At 34.3% G+C, this 22,066-nt stretch carries 16 protein-coding genes and 2 pseudogenes; 4 read left to right on the plus strand and 14 right to left on the minus strand.

Annotation, left to right across the window (positions count from 1 at the left end; all coding sequences use genetic code 11):
• Positions 1-80: 80 nt before the first annotated feature.
• The 11 genes and pseudogenes from CN514_RS13750 to CN514_RS13800 all read right to left on the minus strand — a co-directional run bounded on the left by CN514_RS13750 (position 81) and on the right by CN514_RS13800 (position 11,782).
• Positions 81-383, minus strand: a complete 303-nt coding sequence (locus CN514_RS13750; protein WP_098233086.1) for a hypothetical protein — start codon at positions 381-383, stop codon at positions 81-83.
• A 281-nt stretch (positions 384-664) separates the two neighbouring features.
• The gene (locus CN514_RS13755) at positions 665-892 is read right to left on the minus strand and encodes a hypothetical protein (protein ID WP_098233087.1); all 228 of its coding nucleotides are present in this window, start codon (positions 890-892) and stop codon (positions 665-667) included.
• 431 nt (positions 893-1,323) lie between these two features.
• Complete coding sequence (locus CN514_RS13765; RefSeq protein WP_286141679.1) at positions 1,324-1,785, minus strand: GNAT family N-acetyltransferase; 462 nt, start codon at positions 1,783-1,785, stop codon at positions 1,324-1,326.
• A 206-nt stretch (positions 1,786-1,991) separates the two neighbouring features.
• Complete coding sequence (locus CN514_RS13770; RefSeq protein WP_098233088.1) at positions 1,992-3,353, minus strand: sigma-54-dependent transcriptional regulator; 1,362 nt, start codon at positions 3,351-3,353, stop codon at positions 1,992-1,994.
• A gap of 20 nt (positions 3,354-3,373) precedes the next feature.
• The gene (locus CN514_RS13775; protein ID WP_098233089.1) at positions 3,374-5,449 is read right to left on the minus strand and encodes a sensor histidine kinase; all 2,076 of its coding nucleotides are present in this window, start codon (positions 5,447-5,449) and stop codon (positions 3,374-3,376) included.
• Positions 5,450-5,566: 117 nt separating this feature from the next.
• Positions 5,567-6,409: a nitrilase-related carbon-nitrogen hydrolase gene (locus CN514_RS13780; RefSeq protein WP_176525909.1), complete on the minus strand. Its 843-nt coding sequence runs from the start codon at positions 6,407-6,409 to the stop codon at positions 5,567-5,569.
• A 25-nt stretch (positions 6,410-6,434) separates the two neighbouring features.
• On the minus strand, positions 6,435-7,787 hold the full coding sequence (locus CN514_RS13785; RefSeq protein ID WP_098233091.1) for a (Fe-S)-binding protein: 1,353 nt from the start codon (positions 7,785-7,787) through the stop codon (positions 6,435-6,437).
• Between the two features lies 1 nt (position 7,788).
• A complete protein-coding gene (locus tag CN514_RS13790) occupies positions 7,789-9,183 on the minus strand; it encodes an FAD-binding oxidoreductase (RefSeq protein WP_098233101.1) in 1,395 nt (464 codons plus the stop codon).
• A gap of 24 nt (positions 9,184-9,207) precedes the next feature.
• Positions 9,208-10,089, minus strand: coding sequence for a DUF6282 family protein (locus CN514_RS13795; protein WP_098233092.1), 882 nt, complete (start codon positions 10,087-10,089; stop codon positions 9,208-9,210).
• Positions 10,090-10,444: 355 nt separating this feature from the next.
• A pseudogene (locus tag CN514_RS27005) lies at positions 10,445-10,630 on the minus strand (DUF7716 domain-containing protein); the annotation flags it as partial.
• 345 nt (positions 10,631-10,975) lie between these two features.
• Positions 10,976-11,782, minus strand: coding sequence for a protein phosphatase 2C domain-containing protein (locus CN514_RS13800; RefSeq protein WP_098233093.1), 807 nt, complete (start codon positions 11,780-11,782; stop codon positions 10,976-10,978).
• 263 nt (positions 11,783-12,045) lie between these two features.
• Between CN514_RS13800 and CN514_RS13805 the strand changes: the two genes are divergently transcribed.
• From CN514_RS13805 to CN514_RS13815, 3 genes are all read left to right on the plus strand, one after another.
• Positions 12,046-13,158 (plus strand): zinc dependent phospholipase C family protein, encoded by a 1,113-nt coding sequence (locus CN514_RS13805; RefSeq protein ID WP_098233094.1) that lies wholly within the window; start codon positions 12,046-12,048, stop codon positions 13,156-13,158.
• Positions 13,159-13,317: 159 nt separating this feature from the next.
• On the plus strand, positions 13,318-13,947 hold the full coding sequence (locus CN514_RS13810) for a hypothetical protein (protein WP_098233095.1): 630 nt from the start codon (positions 13,318-13,320) through the stop codon (positions 13,945-13,947).
• A gap of 357 nt (positions 13,948-14,304) precedes the next feature.
• A complete protein-coding gene (locus CN514_RS13815) occupies positions 14,305-14,847 on the plus strand; it encodes a DUF1003 domain-containing protein (protein WP_098233096.1) in 543 nt (180 codons plus the stop codon).
• Positions 14,848-15,415: 568 nt separating this feature from the next.
• On the opposite strand, the pseudogene CN514_RS13820 reads toward CN514_RS13815, so the two are convergent.
• Positions 15,416-16,146: pseudogene (locus CN514_RS13820) on the minus strand (hydantoinase/oxoprolinase family protein); the annotation flags it as partial.
• 121 nt (positions 16,147-16,267) lie between these two features.
• On the opposite strand from CN514_RS13820, the gene CN514_RS13825 reads away from it, so the two are divergent.
• The gene (locus CN514_RS13825; protein ID WP_098233097.1) at positions 16,268-16,447 is read left to right on the plus strand and encodes a hypothetical protein; all 180 of its coding nucleotides are present in this window, start codon (positions 16,268-16,270) and stop codon (positions 16,445-16,447) included.
• A gap of 164 nt (positions 16,448-16,611) precedes the next feature.
• On the opposite strand, the gene CN514_RS13830 is transcribed toward CN514_RS13825, so the two are convergent.
• The gene (locus tag CN514_RS13830) at positions 16,612-20,373 is read right to left on the minus strand and encodes a S8 family serine peptidase (RefSeq protein ID WP_098233098.1); all 3,762 of its coding nucleotides are present in this window, start codon (positions 20,371-20,373) and stop codon (positions 16,612-16,614) included.
• Between the two features lie 780 nt (positions 20,374-21,153).
• Positions 21,154-21,900, minus strand: a complete 747-nt coding sequence (locus CN514_RS13835) for an AlbA family DNA-binding domain-containing protein (RefSeq protein WP_176525910.1) — start codon at positions 21,898-21,900, stop codon at positions 21,154-21,156.
• Positions 21,901-22,066 lie beyond the last annotated feature (166 nt).

The raw sequence follows: 22,066 nt of genomic DNA on the forward strand, positions 1-22,066 counted from the left end.
CTTGTTTAACTAAACTGCCATTTAGGACAATAAAAAAACCGACTACTTAGCCGATTTTTTAATTCAACATACGCAGTGCTTTAGTTGAATAAGTAACTTAGGACTGGTAGTGAAATTATTAATAATACCGATACAGATACAAGAAAAGTAGTAACCTTTTTTGAAAGTTTATCTCTAGCTTTTCCAGTGTACCAACCACTAAATTGAAGTTTATTTCTATATAAAACAAATAACAAAGAAAAAATCGCAACCGAACCCATCCAACCAAATTTATCTAAATTTACGCCCATAGACAAGTACAGTTTATGTAATAATATACTTAATGTTAATCCTAAAAAAATAAATACAATTACAATTCTAATTAGTTCAAGTAACACTCTCATATTGCACCTCATTTGATTTTCTCATTAACCTCATAAGGAGTATGTAGATAAAGATACTGTTAATAAACTTATGATAATGACAAAAATCCTCATAAAATTACTCTCCCATATTACGATATTTAAAAAATTTCAATATCTCAATTAAATTATATCAATAGAGTAGGTAATTGTAATTTGGGGGAATTTCTCCTTTTTCTACTAAAATAAATTTTTTTCTTATTCAACTAAACTGCCAATTTGTTGGATAAAAAAGCGATCTTCTATTGAAGAATCGCAATGAGTTAGTTGAATAGCATTTTATTTTCCAAAGAAAAGAAATACAGTGCTAGAACATATATACAAATATATACCCATGAACCTATTATCAATATAAAATTAAAACACCCTTTATCTTTTCTATTTAGAATTACATATAAAATAGCAAATATTACAACCAAAATAAATAATGGTGATACTGCTAATTTCGAGATTAGTTCTGGAAATGGTATTTCCATTAATTTATCATCCACATGATCCCCCTATGTCACTCGTTCAAATTGTACAACTAATACATTTCGTTAGCTTATTAAGAACTTTTCAATTTAAAACCTTGTTTTTTTGCATATTGGTTAGTACTTTTAAGTAAATTTTCTCTGTAAACTGAATGACAACACGAAATTTCTCTATCGTTATCATCTGGGTACATATCTTCTGGAAAAATAAAAAAATTTAATTGATCCATTTTTTTTATGATATATCGATTACCTTCAAATTCGCCATTTCTAATATGAAAAGAAGTTATGAAAGTATAAATTCTTCATACAACTCTTGAGATGAAATTTCATCTTCTAAAAATCGTTCTATTACATTCATCTACTATCTAATCCTCTTTCTGTTCGTTTTTTACATTTATTTTATCATTTCTTATACAACTAAACTCCATTATGTTGAATAAAACTCTTTATAAATACAATTCCATTTCACTATCTTTTTTAGTAAAACCGGTTTTTTTATATAGTGGCCGTCCATCCTCAGAAGCGTGCAACCAAACTCGCTTAACTCCACTTTTTTTACATTCATCAATACATAGTTCAAGCAATCTTCTAGCTAATCCCTTACCACGAAACTCAGTGGCTGTGTACATATTAAGAATATAAGCTTCAATCCCTTGCAAATTCTCAAAATATGGTGGTCTTTTAAATAAGACCATCCCACTAATACTTACTGGTACCCCATTATTTACTACCATAAAGGATATAAATTCATTTTTTGAAAGTGCAGTATTTAAATATTCCCTAGTTAAAGTTTCGAGCATTTTCTCTTCTTCAAGAGACTTCAATTCGCCCAATTCATTTAAAAGCTTCAATCGTAAACTTATTACTTGCTCAATATGATCATGAGTTACTTTAATAAAATTGAACAATTAACCACTTCCTTTTTCTGATTTTCTATATGTATATAACTGTTTATTTCTTAAAATAGAACCTAAAAAAAGAATCAACTAACTTGTCGATCCTTTTAATTTAAATACGACCTAAGCAATAATTTGAATGATATCTAGTACTATAAGTGCAAAAAAAAACTGATTCAAAAGGTCAAATTATTTAAACCTTTCAAATCAGCCTACCGCTAAACTTTCTCAGAAAAATACTTATTCATTTTATACAAAAGACTCTGTCTAGAAATCCCAAGTTTTCTCGCTGCTTTTGCAGGCTGACCAAGCGAATCATCAAGTGCTTTTAATATGTACTTTCTCTCAATTTGATCTAAAATTTCTGGTAAAGGGCGATCGTCATTCACTGATTCAATTAAACTTTCATTCTTCATTTCACGTATTTCTCTTGGAAAGTCCTCAATTACTAGCGTTTCGCCGTTACATAAAACGACTGCCCTTTCAATTGCATTTTCTAGTTCACGTACATTTCCTTGCCAATGATAGTTCATTAAATAATTTAATAATTCTCGGTTAGCTTGATAATTTTTTTGATGTTTGTTTCGATACTTATCTAGAAATTTTTCTACTAAGAGTGGAATGTCTAACTTACGCTCCCGTAATGGTGGAATATATAGGTCAACTATATTTAATCGATAATATAAATCTTCTCGAAACTTGCCTTCTTCTACTAATTTCTTTAGATCCCGATTCGTTGCACAAATAATTCGGACGTCGACAGTTCTAAGCAGATCGCTACCAACTCTCATAAACGTCTTATCCTGTGTGACTTGAAGAAGCTTTGCCTGAAATGCAGGTGAAATCTCTCCGATTTCATCTAAAAAAATGGTCCCTCCATCCGCTGCTTCAAATTTTCCTTTTCTGCTGGCGACAGCTCCTGTGAATGAGCCTTTTTCGTGACCAAATAATTCACTTTCCAATAATGATTCTGGTATTGCTGCACAGTTTACTGGAACAAATGGCGCTTGTTTTCTGCCACTTAGATTATGGATCATTTTAGCGATTTTTGTTTTTCCTGTTCCGCTTTCTCCTTGAATCATAATATTAGCTTCCGTATCGGAAACCCGTTCTACTAAGTTAATGATGTTTTTCATCTGAGGACTACTTGTTACAATTTCTCCATAAATTTCCGATTGTTGAAGCTGTTCTTTAAGCAGTTTATTTTCCTCTTTTACACCAAGCCATTCGAATGCTTTTTCAATTACGACGACTAATTCGGTTAATTTAACTGGCTTTACCATATAATCAAATGCGCCAGCTTTCATTGCCGAAACTGCATTGTCAACATTTCCAAAAGCCGTCATCATAATGTACACCTTATTAGGATAAAGTCCAATAAATTCTTGTAAAAGCTCTAGGCCTGATACATCGGGAAGTTTCACATCTAAAAAGACTAAACTCGCCGATACTTCAGCCATTTTTTTTCGAGCTTCTTGTCCATTCGCAGCTGTATAAACAGTATACCCCTGTTTGGAAAGTGAGGATTTTAAGATTTTTAAAATTTTCGATTCATCGTCTACAAGTAAAATATTTTTCATTAATCTATTACTCTCCTTTCCTATTCAAATTTCGGGAGTTTTATCGTAAATATTGTTCCTCCCATTTCTGATTGTGCATAAATTTCTCCACCAAATTGCGTTGTAATTTCATGGGCAATGGATAATCCGAGTCCTGTACCTTCTTTTTTCGTTGTATAAAATGGATCAAAAATCCAGTTGATTTCTGATTCTGGAATCCCGATCCCTGTATCTTTAATTTCGATAGTCCAAAAATTACCGGATTCCGATAGATTGATTGATAGGCTTCCACCATCTTCCATTGCATGTAGGCTATTAATAATAATGTTTAAGAATACTTGGCTTAACTTCCCTTGCGAAGCGAAAACGAAAGCTTCTTCCGTTTGGAATATTTTTGTAACGGAAATGCTTTGTTCGATCAACTTATTTTTTAATAGATTAAGAAGCTCATCAATGACAGCTGCTACATCTACCTTTTCCCAATCTTCTTCAATCTCACCTTTTGATAATTTTAAGAATTCAGATAATATTTTATTTAGTCGATCCGTAGTTTCTAAAATATCATCTGACATTTCCCCTACAAAAGTAGGATCAGTTAGGTCTAATTGAATGGCTTCTGCTGCAGCTTGTATAATGCTTAACGGATTTTTAATTTCATGTGCAATCCCTGCAGTTAATTGACCTAATGAAGCAAGCTTTTCACTTTGCTTTACGAACTCTTCCATTTTTTTATAATCACTAACATCTCTTAAAATTAAAATGGAACCAATCGTATTTTTCCATTCATCACTAAAGAATGAAGAATATATGCGGACGTCACGCTTATTGCCAAATTTGTCATAAATATGACTTTCCATCTCGTTAATTTCCGTACCTTCTTTAATCGTTTTCCATGCTAAAAATTCGTCTTCATTCTTTTTAAAAGGCACGTCAATAATATACTTACCAGTGACTTCCTTTCTAGAATGACCCGACAATTCCTCGGATCCTTTATTAAAGGTAACGATTCTTCCTTCATTATCCATCGTGATAATTCCGTATGGAATCGATTCTACAATATTAAATAAATATCTCTCTTTATTTTTAAGCTCTGTCGCCATATTTCCCATCGTTGTTGCCAGGTTCTCAAGCTCGTCCCCTGTATGAAGAATCTCAAAATTATCCCTTTTTCCTTCAGAATATTCCTTAGCTTGTTTCGTTAATAAGGTCACAGGTTTAATAATTCGAAATGCACCAAACATTGTTAATAAGAAAGTTAGTAAAAGAACAACGAAAAAGCCTTGAAGTAAAAGTACTTGCACTTGATTCGCTGGAGCAAGCGCCTGATCAATCGATTCACCGATCATCAAACCCATTCCTCCTAAAGTCATTGGCTTGTAGGAAATTAGCATTTCTTTTTTGAATAATTTTCCTTCCCAAATACCACTTCGATATTTACTAAGTTCTTTTCCTAAATGATGATTTGATAATGACTCACCAATATTCTTTTCAGTTGTATCAGAAATAATTGTTCCATTACGATCGATTAATAAATTGATACCTTTTGAACCAATCTTGCCCTCTGAAAGATAGTCTGATAGCGTACTTAAATTGACATAAGCAATAACCGCTCCATGATAATTTAATTTATCGTCAAGAATTGGATACGCAACCGCAAATGTTTTTCTTCCATCATCTAAGGTTAAGAGATTCGAAATGTAAAAGGTTTTACTCCATTCTAATCGTTTAACAATACTTTTTATTTCAACCGTATATGAATTATTAACATTTGGGATTGTCGTGATTGAATATCCGTTTTGATTGAGCACATCAATAAATAAATAGAGTGGATTTTTCGAGACGACATGATTCATTTCTCCCTGATAGGAAAGCGTATTTTCCTTCTTTGCGAACTCGGTTATCACACGGGTATCATTTATCATCTTGTCGATCATGAAACTTGTCTTCGTAGCAATTGTCTTACTCATTAATTGATTCCGGTACTTAATCTCGGACCGGACCGAATTGTTCAATACATTTGTCGTTATATAATAAATGGAGGCTAATGAGGTAAAAACTACAATAAATGTAAGTAGGACATATCTTTTCGTAATTCTAGATTGCAATAATTGTTTCAAGTTCGTTACCTCCATTGGAAGTTCTCTTTTTCATTATATATTTTTAGAAAATTCGTGTAAATTATTATTAGAGAAAAACAAAATGCCCTCTCTACCTAAAAGGAGGGCATTTCCTTTTCATCGAAACTGCAACTCGGCAATTTCTTGATAATGCTTCATTGTTACATGAGTATCCTCATCTCTTATAACAGGAAGTAACGTTCTTACTTCTCTAACTAAACTCGAATCGATTTCACATATTTGAACTGATGGTTCTCCATATGGACATTGAGCAATTATTTTGCCATATGGATTGAAAACTTTTGAATTTCCATAAAATAAAATTCCGTTCTCCTCCCCAACTCGATTTACTAATACAACATAACAGCCGTAAATACTTGCATAAAACTTTCCTACCGATTCCCAACCTTCTGAGCTAGAATACTGACTGCCAAGGCCACCAGCTGGACTATTTATTAATCCGATTAATAAAGAAGTATGATGATGAGCTGCAATATGAGGTAGTGACGGTTGCCATAAATCATTACAAATTAACATTGCTGAATTAAAGGAATTGATTTTTTGTGTATTTACTTTCTTTCCTTTTGAAAAATATTTACCTTCTTCAAAAATTCCATAATTAGCCGGATAAACTTTTCGTTGAACAGAAGTGACTTGACCATTTTGGATCATGATTGCCGAATTGTAAATTTGATCTCCCAAGCCTTCTTCTACAAAACCGAAAACTACACTCATGCCAAACTCTCTCGACGCTCGGCAAACCTTCTTTATTTCGTTTGAATCGGTTGTTAACGCTACATCAAATAATTGACCTTTTAGATCATACCCAGTTAACGATAACTCTGGAAAAACTAGTAAATCAGTTTTGCCCTGATATTTCTCCATTAGATTAATCATTTCTGATAAATTCGCTTCAATATCGCCAAAAACAGGTGCTACTTGGGCAATTCCTACTTTCATATAACTCTCCTTTTCAATCAAACTTTTAAGAGATTCCACATGCTTCTGCCAGTACATCTACTAAATGCACTCCTTTAACATGAGAACTACAGCCCTTTCTTTCAATCCCAACTCGCATTTGCAGTAAGCACCCTGGATTGGTGGTGACTACTGTTGCTGCTTTCGTCTTTTCCACATTTTCCATTTTTCGATCTAGAATTTTCATTGATTCTTCAAAGTGTAGAAGATTATAAATTCCACCTGAGGCACAACAGCTATCACTGCAAGATAATTCAACAAAGTCAGCTCCAGGAATAGAACGTAATAATTTCCTTGGTTCTTGTTGAACTTCTTGAACATTTCGTAAATGACAAGAATCCTGGTACGTAATGACACCTTTCCATTCTTTCTTAAATGGAAGTGGTCCGTATTCCACAAGTACTTCACTTATATCTTTGGAAGCTAAAGCAAAGTTATTAGCACGCTCTGCCCATTCTTCTTCATTTCTTAAAAGATGGTCGTATTCTTTTAACTGTGCTCCACAACCACCAGCATTATTAATAAAATACGTCGCGTTTGCTTCCTCAAAAGCAATAATATTCTTTTTTGCCATTTCTTTAGCCTGATCAGTCATCCCTTGGTGTGCATGAAGAGCTCCACAGCAATTTTGGGATTCTGGAATAATAACTTCGCATCCAACTAAAGTTAGTAGCTCAATCGTTAATCGATTTGATCGATTTAAGATGGCATCAGATATACATCCTGTAAAAAATGCGACCCTTGTTTTCGTTTCTCCTTTAGCAGGAATGACGGTACCATACTTATTACGTTTAAATGGAGATTCGATAACCGGTAGAACGCTTTCAAATTGAGCCATTGGTTCTGAAATCTTGGAAAGAATTTTCGTCTTTTTCACGATTGTTCTCAATCCAGATTTTTGATAAAACCACGTTAAATTACCTAGGATTCTCATGCGTTTCGGATATGGAAATACTTGTGATAATAATAATTGTTTTACTTTATCATTCTTCGTTTTCTCATTCTTTTTCAGTTGTTCCTCAGCAATAACTTCTTTTGCTGATTCTAGAATATGCCCATAAGGAACACTTACAGGACAGGCTGTTTCACAAGCCCGACATCCTAAGCATAGATCAATCGGTTCCGCCAAATGCTTGGACACATCAATTTTACCTTCAGCCGCCATTTTGACAAGATTAATTCTTCCTCTCGGAGAAGCTGATTCTTTTCCCATTGATTCATAAGTCGGACAGGCGGGTAAACAATAACCACACTGGATACACTGATTGGTCGCTTCATATGCTAAATCAAATAATCGATGACCTTTTTTAGGTTCGACTTCGATGGTCTTTACTAATTCCTTTAAAGGAGGAGGATTCATACTAAACGAGCACCACCTTTGTTTGCCCAGCTTTTGGAAAAATCTTTCCGGGGTTTAGGATTTGGTTAGGGTCCCAAGCCTGTTTAATTTTCTTCATTAAATCAAGACCATCTATTCCAAGCTCCATCTCCATATAAGGTGCCTTCAGCGTACCAATTCCGTGTTCACCCGAAAGTGTACCACCCAAAGATACTGCTGCTTCAAAGATCTCACTAACCGCATCTTCCACACGTTTCATTTCAGCAATATTTCGCTTATCTGTAATAATATTCGGATGTAAGTTCCCATCACCCGCATGACCAAATACAACTAAGTTGAGCTCATATTTTCTACGAATTTGATCCAGTTTTTCCATCATAGCCGGGATTTGGCTGCGAGGAACAGTCGCATCTTCTGAAATTTTCGTCGGTCCCATTTGAGTGATCGCAGGAGATACCATTCTGCGTGCTTTCCAAATGTCATCCCTTTCTTCATCTGTTTTAGCTGTTCTTACACTCGTTGCACCAACGCTCCAGCAAAGCTCTTCACATAGTTCAATTTCCTCTTCAATCGCCAAAGGATGCCCATCTACTTCAATAATGACAAGTGCCTCGGCATCAACCGGAAGCCCACATGGACTGAAATTTTCAACTGCTCTTATACATGCGTTATCCATTAATTCCATCGCAGCAGGTAAAATACCAGAAGATAGAATTTTTGTGATGGCATACCCTGAATCAACTAATCTACTAAATGTTGCTAATAAAGTTTTCCGTGCGAGTGGTTTTGGAATTAACCTTAAAGTCGCTTCTGTAACGATCGCCAATGTCCCTTCAGAGCCAACTATTAATCTAGTTAAGTCATAGCCTGTCACGTTCTTTACCGTTTTCCCACCTGTTCGAACGATTTTTCCTTCTGGTGTTACTATTTCTAAGCCAATGACATATTCCTTAGTTGTTCCATATTTTAGCCCTTTTGGTCCACTCGAGTTTTCCGAAATATTCCCACCGATAGTCGATATTTTCGAGCTACTTGGATCGGGAGCATAAAACAATCCTACCTCTTCCGCTTTTTGATGAATTTCTCCTGTCGTGATTCCTGGAGATACGATTGCTAATAGATTCTCACGGTCTATTATTAACTTTCGATTCATTCTAGTCATATCTAAAACAATACCGCCTTCAACAGGCAAAGGCCCTCCGCTTAAGGAAGTCGCTGAACCTCTTGGATAAACAGGAATGCGATACTTGTTTGCTAGTTTCATAATCTCACTAATTTGCTCAGCATTTTCAGGTTGAATCGCTAACTCAGGTAAGTACTCACCAAATGAAGCATCATAACTATAAGAATATAACTCTGCCAGGTCGGTCAGTATCCGATCAGACGGGATAAATTGCTCAATTTCTTTTACAATCATTTCATCCAATTCGATTCTCCCTTTCTAAATCCCTAACAGCTTTTTAGGATTGTAATTTACCATCGTCAAGATTTCCTCTTCTGTGATGCCATGTCTCAACATATCTTCAATAAAATTACTTAATGCCTTAATTGGCGGAATATTATGCTGCTGTCCATAGTCCGTAACCATTACACATGACTCTGCTCCTAATTGTTTAATACTCTCAGCCATTTCTTGGGTACTAATATCATTAAAATCTTCACTACTAGCTAAATAGCATTTTTCAAGAATACAGCCTTTTTTAACCAACTGTTTTTCGTATTCAAAAGGAACTCTCGCAATTCCTAAATCTGTATGTTGAATTAAAATTTTCTCTACCTTTCTCTCCTTCGCTGCATCGACTAATGCAAGAACCTCTTCCACTTCCAAATGTCCCGTTGCTAAAATAACATTCGCCTCCGCTATTAACTCTAAAATCTCATAGACTTCTGGATATATGTTTCGATTCTCATCCCAAATCTCAATACCAGCCGTTGGATGAGTTAACGCACATTTACTATTGAAGAAATTCGATTTTTTCTTTCCAAAGAATCGCTGATGCTGCTCCGCTGAAAAAGTAGGCATCCAAATAACTTTAGCTCCTAAACGAATCGCCGCGTCTACCGCCGTAGGAGATAGACCTCCAGTAAAGTAGTTGCAAACTAAACCACCGTACACATGTAAACCTGGTTCTTTTTCGCGAATAAGTGTTGCTCGGTCTGCAGTTTGAGCCTCATGAGCTTTTAAAACTACACCTGCCATTCCTGCTTTTTTCACATCTTCTACAAGTTCCCAGTCTGTTTGTTTTCTTGGGAATAAGCTTGGGGAACTATGGACATGTAATTCTATTGCACCTTTTAGTAGGGGGTGGAATTCTTGGGTCATTGTGGTCACTCCTTAATAAATTTGGGTTTTATAGATTTATTAAGCAATATTTGTGCCAAATTATTAATGGGAGGGGAGTAAATTTGAAAACGTTTTATCTATAAAAAAACCCTTGATAATTAAGTATTATCAAGGGTTTGGTTGGATAATTAAATTTATATAGCTATTACAGACTAGAAGTTTTTTGTCAGTCATGTAAAAAAATATAGCAAATGTGCAATATTTTTTTACATTTTGAGAGTAATCGTTTCTTTAATATTAGAATTTGATTATGACATTTATTGTGAGATAGTATTATCCATGTTTACATTGAATCATCTTATCAAGCAAAAGTAATAAAAGCTTCATTCTCATATTAAAATAAAAACGCATTAAATATATCCATTTCTGTGCAATGACTTTTCTGTTGACTAGCATTTTCGACAATATCTTGAATTTCAGCAATATTTAACACATAATCAAGATTATTCTCTATTGCGAAACTAGGTATTTCCTCGCTATCATCTAAATCATCTAAATTATATAAATAACATAAAGAATTTAAAGACCATTTAAAAAATAGATACTACTTGTTTCATCTTTAAATTTCCAAACATAATATATGACCCATGCAATAATAATGGGTATGTACAAAAAATATCTATATTGATTATCTAATATAAAAAATAAACCAAAAACAATTAAAAATGTCGGAAACATTACTATTACGTACTTTTTAATATCAATTAGGTATCACTCCTAGTCAACTAAATGAGAATTCACCGTTTCGAATCATGATTCGTACAAACTTCTATCACCTGTATACTAACTTATTCTGATGAGTATTGCTTCTATATTTGTTACAATATTTAATCATAAAAAAAGATACCCAATATGGCATCTAAAATTAAAAGCGAATATATATCCCAGTCTTATCATCAGAATGAATCTTACTTTTCAACTCTTCCATTTCTATTCGTTTTGAATAATCTTCCAATCCAATCTCTCTAATTACTTTAAAAGAATGGATCAAATCAAACTTCGGATGAAATAAGCCATCACTGATTAGTAAAATTGACTTTAAATGTTTTGTATCAATAGATCCCAATTGAATGTAGTTTGCGACAACTTCGGTTCCGTTTGCAACCGAATAACCATCAACTGTATTAGCCATACTTCGATTATAAATAAGTTGATTTTTAATAGACTGGTAGTATGATTCATCTGGTAAATTCAACCCTTGTTTCCGTTCCTTTTCTCGTCTCATTTTTGCCCTTGTACTTATATCCTTCACAGTATCCTTAGTCAGAATTTTAATTTCTCCATTATAGTTTTCTGCTAAAATCATACAATCCCCAAGTTGAGCAAATGATACCTTATATTTTTCAATTTTGATAACGGCAACGCATGTTGACCACAGTTCTTCTGGGCAGTTTATGTCTATGTTATTTAACTTCATTTCTTTCATCAGTCTTCTATTTGCTAGAATAATTCCTTCTGATAAAGTCATTTCAGCTCTAAAATGATTTTCAAAATACTTTCTAAATAAATTTGAAGCAATATATGCACCATTCATGCCATCAGCATTTTTAAATGGAGTAATTGGCGTTGCTCCATCAAAAACCCCATATACATTTATTTCGTTATTTACTACCATTGCATCCTCGGACACTTTTTTTGATAGCGATACTCTAGCACTAGTACTAAACTCCATATTTTTCTCACCACCAAACAAATGAATTTGCAGGTCTTTAAATTAATATGGAACACAAAAAGGATTATGTACTTTTTCTATATAAATCCTAAAAATTGGCTCTGTTAAAAAAACTATATAGAACTAAGTACTTCCATGATTGGTAAATAGTTTCCAAAATTTAACAAATTTTCACACAACAGAAACATCTCGTTAACAAAAACTTATTATACTTAAACATTGTTGCTTGTAAGACAACAAAATACAAAAAAAGAAGGTGTATCATGAAAAAACGTATTCAATCAAAAAAGCTATTAACATTAGTTGCTGGAAGTGCACTTGCAATCACTTCCTTATTCAGCAATGATCAGAAAGCATTCGCATGGTCTGACGAGGATGTTCATAATCAGGATCATAGTACACATCATTTTATCGTAAATGGCAGTGTCAAACTTATAGCCGATAATACGAATCCTGCAATAAACAAGCCTACTACATTGCTTAATCAGTTTCGCGATCGTTGGGAACAGGGCTTATACGATGCAGATCATATTAATCCTTTTTATGATACGGGTACATTTATGTCTCACTTTTACGATCCAGACACACAAACAAATTATACGGGGGCTTCTTATCCAACAGCTCGTCAATCAGGAGCGAAGTATTTTAGTCTAGCATCGGATTACTATAAAAAAGGCGATTTTAACAATGCATTCTACTACTTAGGAGTATCTTTGCACTATTTTACAGATGTAACACAGCCTCTACATGCTTCAAATATTTCCAATCTTGATCATAACGCACCTGGCTATCATTCGAAGTTTGAAACTTATGCCGAAAGTATTCAAAATCAAATGACAGTGCCAGATTCAGGTCTATATAATTGGATCGCATCAACTGATCCTGAAGTATGGATTCATCAAGCTGCTGTGCAAGCAAAATCAGTTCTTCCTCAAGTTTGGAATGATACGATTATTAATTACTTCTGGCAAGCAACTTACAGTAATTATTATTCTGCCATGTGGAAAAACGAGGTAAAAAACCCGACACTTGTTCAGTTAAATCAAGCAGAACGAGAGACTGCTGGATTCATAGATCTGTTTTTTCGCGTAAACGGTGTAGAAATGCCTGTGACGGTATATAAGGAAAATGCTTTTGACGGTGCATCAGAAATATTAGGATCAGGTAATTATGATTACGATCAGCTTGTAAAAGGTATTGGCAATGATACTATTTCTTCTATACATATCGCACCTGGCTATCAAGTCACTTTATTTTCCGATGCAAATTATAAAGGAGCTTCAATTGTTCTTACAAATGATGTTAATGATTTAGGCAACTTTAATCATCAAGTATCAAGCTTAAAAATCGTGAAAATCTCAGCAATTTCTAAGTAATCCGATACAATACATGCTGAGTGGTAGCAATTTAGTAATTCATTACTCTAATCATTCACTTGTAAATATATTGATTTGATTCCCTAGCTTACACATAAAAGCCCTAAAAAGGGATAAGGATGGTATAATTTACATCTAGAAGTTATTCACGGAGGCTTTATGAAAAAAATTATATTTATTATCTTATTGTTTATCGGTGCTTTTTGTTTAGGTCTATATGATGCACCATCTTATGTATTTGGAATCTTTTATGTTGCGGTTCTTTTCTTATTTTTTTGGACAATGTTTTATCCATTTTATTTTTCAAAAAACCTAAAGCGTATTGAACACTTTCTAAGTAAGCAATCAAAAAAATCAATCCTTTATTTTCTTTATTCTGTTACAAACCATTTGCACGATGAGATCGAACAGTCGTATCAATATGTTATGAAGAAACGAATTAACCCCTCAAAAAAAGCCGTTTATCAAGTTGTATACGGCTTTTCAAATAAAGATTTGTCATTTATTAAGGAACGAATTGATTTCATTAAAGTACCTGATTGGAATTCATATTACAAAACACTTCTATTTATTGAAGAAAATGAACTAGAGAAAGCAAATGCAACAAAGGAATCAATACGTTCAAAGAAATTTAAAAACTTACTTGAGTTCGAACTATTACTTAAGGAAAACAAACGTGAAGAAGCGAAAACATTATTATCTCGTTTGATTTCAAATTCAAGAGGCTATCATTATTACATATTAACCAAGCGCTATGAGGAAACATTTAATACAAAAGAGAAAAAATAATCATGCTAAACGGGACGGTATATACGTCCCTCTTATTAAAAATATCCCTAGGCGCAGACGCGGCTTTTTTTATTGAATTGGAAATAGAAATAAGATTATATAATGGTTTATAAAAAATTATTTGAAAATAGTATAGTCCTATCGGATAAGTCGTCATATAATAGTAAAGGTATTATTTACACGAAAAAAGTGAGGTGGAACATTTTTATGGGTAGTCCCAGTATAGGTGAGTCGGATAATTTACCGACATCAGAGGAAGTCATACAATTGAATATCCGAGGAGGATTACAACATAAAAATGTAATCCAACTTTTATAAGCTTTTGAAGGCTTCCTCTAGAAAAGAGGAGGTTGGAATATGGTACACAACATTTGGAAGCAAATTAATTTAAAAAAACAAATTGAGAAACCAAAAAAAATTCAAGGGTTTGATATTGATTTAAACCAAGAAAATTTATCACGAATTGACCGACTTGTGGATCGTTATGAGTCAGAAATTCTACATCACTTAGATAGTGATTATACTCAAAAAACAAAATTGTCTGATAGAATCGCAGATAAAATTGCGCAATTTGGTGGTAGTTGGAAATTTATCATTTGGTTTAGTTATACACTTGCAGCATGGATGATTTGGAATAGCTTATCATTCACGAAAGCTTTTCATTTTGACTCAGCTCCTTTCATTTTGTTGAACTTATGTCTATCTTTTATTGCGGCATTTCAAGCACCAGTCATAATGATGAGTCAAAACCGTCAAGCAGTACGAGATAAGCATGAATCCGTTATCGATTTCGCAATAAATTATAAAGCCGAACAAGAGATTGGTGACATGCAAAGCCGTCTAACCAATATAGAAAATCAATTAGCAGAGATTAGAGATTTGCTTAAGCAAAAAAATTAAAGATATGGATATAAAAAATATTTATAATGTGAATCCCCTTAAAGAGACAGTCAAGAGAAAAAATTGTTCTGTCCTATGGAGGGGATTTTTTTATAAGAATCAGGCATATCTTGGAGCTACTTATCGAGTAAAATTTTCAATTTTTTTATGATAATTGGCCGTTCTGTAAAATTCTAGAAAGTATTAGAGCCATTTTGAAGTTTACCATTAGAAATTAACTAGTAATGCCTAATTTTTTTGGAATAATACCCTAACTGGTATGAGTATTATTTTAACTTATTTGCTGTTTTAGTAATTTTAATTGTAGTTATGTTGATTTTATTTGCACTTTTGATAATTTTAATTGTAGTTTCACTAATTTTTATTGCGGATTTGCTAAATTTATTTGCAGTTCATCGTTTATTTGTACCTTTACATCGTTTATTTGTACCTTTACATCGTTTATTTGCACGGATTGGCTTCTTATTTGCAGTTCAACCTCTATAGCGTTATTCCTCCCTTATTCGCGGTTGTTTATCAATAAAGTACACTAAAAAGGCACCCCCAAAAAAGGAAGGTACCCTATTCTTTAAACTAATTCATTAACCTCAACCCGCGCCAAATCTCCAGCAGCCTTTACTCTTACACGAGTCGCATTACCTGGCAAATAAGCCAATGGCACATCTTCAACCTCAACAATTACCAAGTTGTTAGGATCCGCCCCTGCTTTAATTGCTTCTTGTTTAGCTTCATCTTTTGCCATGTCCAGTGCTTGATCACGAGTTAATTCTACTAATTTATAAATTCGTTCTACTTGACCACTTACTTGAGAAATTGCTGCGCCAATTGCATTCGCTACTCCTGAATGTTGCGGACGAATAACTTCTGAAGCTCCTTTTAAATTTTCAGGGAGTAGAATACTACCACCACCAACTAAAATAACTGGCACATCTTCTGAACTTGTTTTCATCTTGTCGATTGCTTCTTCAACTAACTCGACCATTACATATAAACTTTATTTAATAGCTCTCTATCTAAATGGGCTACTTTTGATACATCACCCAGCTCAACTTTTCCAAGGGCAACTGCTACGTCTGTTGTAGTTAATGTATCTCCACCGAAAATTAAGCTTTTTTCTGGAAGGCGATAGCCAACGCTATCAGGTCCAACTGTGAATTCTCCATTATCCTTGATTCGAATAATCGTTCCTCCGCCAAGTCCGATTGAAATTAGGTCAGGCATACGGAAGTTTGTTCGCGCTCCGCCAACTTCTACTGCAAGAGAAGATTCACGTGGGAAAGATTGTATTAAAACGCCAATTGATCTACGATTATTTGTAATTTTTGTGTAATCTTGCTTCTTTCACAATGAAATTTGATTTATTTTTCCATATTAGTGATATACTTAAATTATTAAATCCCTATTATAGGAGGAATGAAAAATGAACGAACAAGAATTAATAGAATATCGTGCAAATGTCATTTCATCACTAGAGGAAGAAATCGCTCACTACCAAAATTTAATTAAACTAACAAGACATAGTAGACTGAAAGAAAGCCATACATATAATCTTAAATTCATGCAAGAATTATTAGACGCTGAAAAAGCTGATCAAAAATAATTATGAGGTACCTTCTAATTGGAAGGTGCCTTTTTTGATGATGAGAACTAGTTCTTTTCATTTTTTTGCGTTTAGTCCGATTTCATCTTTAATTAAGCCATGTTCAAAATCTGTTTGTAGTTTCAGAGGCACCTCCCAAAAGGAAGGTGCCTCTCAATCTTTATTTACTTCAATCCAAAAGCTTTAATAATATCTTGATTGATACTATTACCTGCATCATCCCAAGCACTTGCTCTTAATGATACAGAAGATGCCTTCTTACGGTTTTCAATTCTAGCTTTCCAGCCATCTTTTTCACGATTTAAATCGACTAGTTCCCAAGACTTGCCTTCATCATATGAAACTTCTAATGTTGCACCTTTCATTTTACCATTTCCTGGTGCACCAGCTACTTGGATAGCTTTCATTTCTAAATCAATCCAATGGCCTGATTTTGCATTACCATTCATGTCAGTTTCTACATTGTAATCAAGCGAGATTAATGGAAGTTCTGTTTTATATTCTTCTTGTTCTTTAGACCAGAATGTCCACTCTGTATGTGTTTTAACAGAATTATCGAAGCGTTGTGGGTCGCGCCAAGCATCACTAACTACTTTATACTGCGTATTTGCAGTTGGGTATTCGTTAAATGAGTAGATTGCTTGTCCTTGCGCCTCTTTTACTAGTTTTGATCCTTGGTATAGTTTTAATGTTTGTGAACCTGGATAATTAGATTCTGAGCCTGTGCTTCCTGCTCCAGAATCAGCCCATGCTGGAATATTTATCACTAAGTTGTTTCCTGTACGATAAGGTTTCCAGAAGCCATCACCTAAACGAGGACGAGCAACTGGTGAGAACCACTCTTCATCTAATGTTTGCCCTGGTTTGTATGTTGCTTTTGGTTGGCGTACTTCCCAAGCAGCATCTAACACACTAGCTTGATGATACCAAGAAGTTCCTTTTTGAGCAGAAACCCATTCAGTTCGAACTGATGGTAAATTTAATTTAGTTAGGTAACCAACTCCATTTGGTCGGTATGACGGAATATCCCAACGGAACTCTCCACCTGCTGTAGGACTATCTGATTTATATTCAGCATTAATTTTTACAAGGTCGTTCGCTTTAGGTGAATAAGTTACATCATTTGGAATTGCATTGTCATGGTTATCAACAAGATCATAAACGTATTTCGAATTAGGAGTACCTTTTACGTCAAGTGTTACTTTTTTGGACTTCGCAGTCTCAATCAGTTTTTTACCTTCTGTTTGACTAATTGCTACAACCGCGATTGGAGAATCTGAAAGTGAGTAATCATCATTTTCAACTCCAACATATTCACTAATTTCTTCTGGTCCATCATTTACAGTAATAACTAGTTTTGCACCTGCTGCATATGCTGCTGCAGAACGCTCCATACCAGTTACTTCATCACTTCGATCAACGATTACAGCTTTACCCTTAACGTTTAGTCCTTTATAAGCGGCTGGAGCCCCTTTACCTACATAAACAGCGTCAAAATTGTATTTTCCATCTAGCGGCGTACTTCCTGCTTGTGGGATATCATCTAATTCATTGCCTTTGAAATTAATTGTCATGTATGGTTCAATCAATCTCCATCGAGTGTTGAATGTAAATTTTCCATTTTTAACTTTCTTAGTTGGCTCAGCATACATCTTATCAACTGTAGCTGGCATTACATAGATGTCACCAACATTGTTGCCATCGATTTCACGGTAATATTCCATTTTTCTAAAGCTTGCTTCCGTTTTATTTGGTACGTTTGCTGTAATTTCATTCGCTTTACGTGCATCCAATGTAACAGTTTGTGGACCATCTAAATTAATTTCAGGATTTCCTACAAGTGCAACGCCAGCGTGGTCAGTGTCAGTGTCCACATCCATCATTGACATTGCAGAATATGTTCCTGGTTTTAGACGTAATTCTGTTGTACCGTTAATTGCAATAAACTCCGGAATACCATCTGGACCAAGTAGATTGATATACGCTAATGTAGGATTACCGTCGCGTCCAATTGCTTTTAAAGTTAGTGGATATCTTTCCTCTTCTTTAATCATAGCCAAAGCAGTATGCACAACAGTTTTACCGTCAACATTTGCAGAAATCTGACCTTGATAACGTTGTCCATTAGCAGCTGCATTCGGATCAAGAGTTACATTTACTTTTGCACTACCTTTTGCCGGTACAGTTACCTTGTTCGTTGAAAGTTTAAACAAACCAGTAGGTGCATCTGCATCGCTATTATCAGTAATTTTCGCTGATAGGTCTAACGTCACAGGCTTATCACTGTCGTTAGTGTACGTTATTGTTTTCTCTTTCAATGCATCATTTTCATGAGGCCAAGCGTAGAAACCAAAATCAAGTGAGCCTGTTGCACGGAAATCACCAAGAGTTGCTGCTGCAACATCAAGTCGTCCAGTTCCACCTTCTAACGGCTTAATATAATCTAATTTTTTAGTTGTACTCATTAATGCATCTTTCAGTTGTGCGCCTGACCAATCAGGATGGCGTTGTGAAAGAATCGCAGCTGCTCCTGCTACGTGTGGCGTAGCCATCGACGTACCACTCATTGAAAGATAAGATCCGCTACCTTGAGTTGAATATTGAGATCGAGCAGCAGTTATATTTACACCTGGTGCTGTCAGATCAGGCTTTAATCCTTCACTTCCAAAACGTGGACCACGTGATGAGAAGTAAGCAAGATTATCTGATTTATCAACTGCACCAACTGTTAGAGCCGCATCTGCAGCTCCAGGAGAACCGATTCCTTCACGACCTGTATTTCCAGCCGCAATAACAAACAGCGAGCCCGTCTCAGCACTTAAATTATTAACTGCTTGTGCCATCGGATCCGTGCCATCACTTGACTCATCGCTTCCTAAACTCATGCTTACAATTTTGGCACTATGTGCAGCCCATTCCATTCCATCAATAATCCATGAATCAAGACCAAAGCCTTCATTGCTTAACACTTTTCCTACTATTAGGCTTGCTCCTGGTGCTACACCTTTATATTTACCACCTGATGCTGCCCCTGTACCAAGTACAGTAGATGCAACGTGAGTACCATGTGCATGAAAATCGCGTACATCTTGGTCTGGAACAAAGCTTTTTGTTTCTTTTATTTGACCAGCTACATCTGGATGCTGTGCATCGATCCCAGTGTCAAGAACGGCTACTTTAACGCCACTTCCGTTGTAACCAGCATCCCAAGCAGTAGGTGCCCCAATTTGTGGAACACTTTGCTCAAGCGTTGCCTTAACACGTCCATCTAACCAAATTTTATCAATTCCTGGTGTAACTAATGACTTTGTAGATTTGGTAGAATCCGCAGATTTTATATTTTTCTTAACATCTTGCCAAAATTCTTTCGAATCCTTCTTCTCTGCAGAAAGCGCTGCTCCATTAATACTTTCTAGTTCATGTGTTTTCGTTGAAGCTTTTAATGTAGGCTTCACGTTTGAGCGAGTTTTTGACTCTGAATACTGTACGATAACAGGTAATGTCTTTTGAGACGCATCGTCATATCCATCCGCTATAAGTGTAGTAATATTGAATAGATTTCGATCTAATGCACCAGAAGCTAAGTAAGGCATCGCTTGTTTTGGAATAACATATGTATCCTTATTAACCGTCATGATATGTGAACCACCTTCAGCTTTGTCCGCTGGCTCAACACTGATCACACTTTGTCCATCTGCAAACTCTGTTACAGTAACTACATCACCTGTAATAAGAGTTATCACATGTTTCCCTGTACTTGCTTTTACGTTAATTCCTTGAAGTTTCGTTTCTACTGCATTACTATTTGTTAAATTTGAAACATTATTGCTTGTCCCTGCAGCTAACGCCTGAAAAGTTGGAACAGCAATAAGAGCTGTCGTCATCATCGCAGTAACATACTTATTTAACCTAGGCTTTCCTGTCATCTTACACTCTCCTATTCTGATAAAATAAAAAAAGCGACTTCTCATATGAATCTATTAAAATCGATTTTAATCGTTCATATCCAAACCACTTCTAAAAAAGCTCTCTACAATATCAAAATATAAAGAATATTCAATAATCGGTCAATTGGGTTATTCTGACCTTGATTTATCAGCTTTTCATTAAAATACACTAATTTTTCTAATCATTTTCGAATGATATTAACCCACTTATTTTCACAAAATAATTGAATAGTTATTTACTTTTCAAATTTTTATCCAGTTAAATAAACCTATAAAAAATTCATATGAAAATATCAAAAGGGAAAATATATACCTATTACTATTTTGCTAAAACTAGAGTTATTTGCTATATAAAAAGCACTAAACAATATGTAATAGAATGATGGAAACTACAATAAGAACAAACAATATAAAGTAAAGTCAATGTCAATTTACCTCCAAATTTAAGTCTTATTATTACTAATCATAAAATTAAATTTGATAAGCAAATAAATCAGGTTATAAAACTAAAAAGATTATATACAAAATAAAATAGATTGTTTTTATATAAAAACGAAAGAATCAAAATATATACGATACTTGAATACAGATAAAGAAATTGAAAAGTAGAGAAGGACTTAAGCCATTCTGATTATATAGAAAATACTTATTACAAGTAACTTTTAATTTTAAATAAAAAATGGAATGAAGATAAACCGATGCTCCCGGTTTTATCTTTATTCCTATAATTTCTGCATTTTATTCTATCCTCACTACCTATCACTCAATATTACTAACCTCCAAAACAATCTCAATCTTCCGCTTCTTTTTCTCAATCATTCTGGCAATAAATTCACTAAAATCATCTTTTTGGCTTTTTGGGTTTTTATTTGTATCACCACTAATTGCAGCTATTCGATATAGGATCTTTAATTGTTCCATATGCTCATTTAGACTCATATTTGATAAGTCCTCATATTGTTCAATGAGCCTCTTTCTAAAAATAATTTCTAAGTCATCGTTTGTGGCGGTTTCGTTTGAAGTATTTTTTCGAATATAAATTTTATCTGTAAATAATTTATCTGAGCCTCTTTTAGCAATAAACGGGATATATCGATTTTGCTCGGGGATATAGATGATGAAGAAGGTTTTACCACTAAAATATCCGTACATTTCATTCTCGTCGTAATCAATTTGTTGAAGATGATAAATTAGAATAGAAGGTAAATAACCATTTAATTTTCTTTGAAAATCGGTTGGATCCTTTAACTCTTCTTTGAGGATTCCTACTGGGTGATTATCATCATTTACGCCAAAAATAATTGATCCTCCACCAGAATTCGCCATTGCAATGATTAATTTTGCAATTTGGTCCTCTCTAACGAATGTTTCCTTAAAATCCAATGCATTATTTTCTCCAAAAGATTGTTCAATCAAATTTTTGAGAGAAGCAATATCAAAATTCTTATCTGCATAATTAAATGTATTTAGAAATTCCTGTTTATAAATCGGCCTTTTAACCATCATTCCACCTAGTTTCATATTTTTTAAAATCTAAACTAGATCTGTTATTACATTTAATGTTAGGAAAAAAGAAATGGCACCTAAAAAATCGCAGAAATTTTTTTGGTAATAAAATAGAAAGAAAACTCGTCGATTGGCGAACTTTTGGCGAAGACAGAGGCGTAGTTGC

The sequence above is a fragment of the Bacillus sp. AFS001701 genome (assembly GCF_002559405.1).
In the GTDB taxonomy this organism is placed as follows: Bacteria; Bacillota; Bacilli; order Bacillales; family Bacillaceae_G; genus Gottfriedia.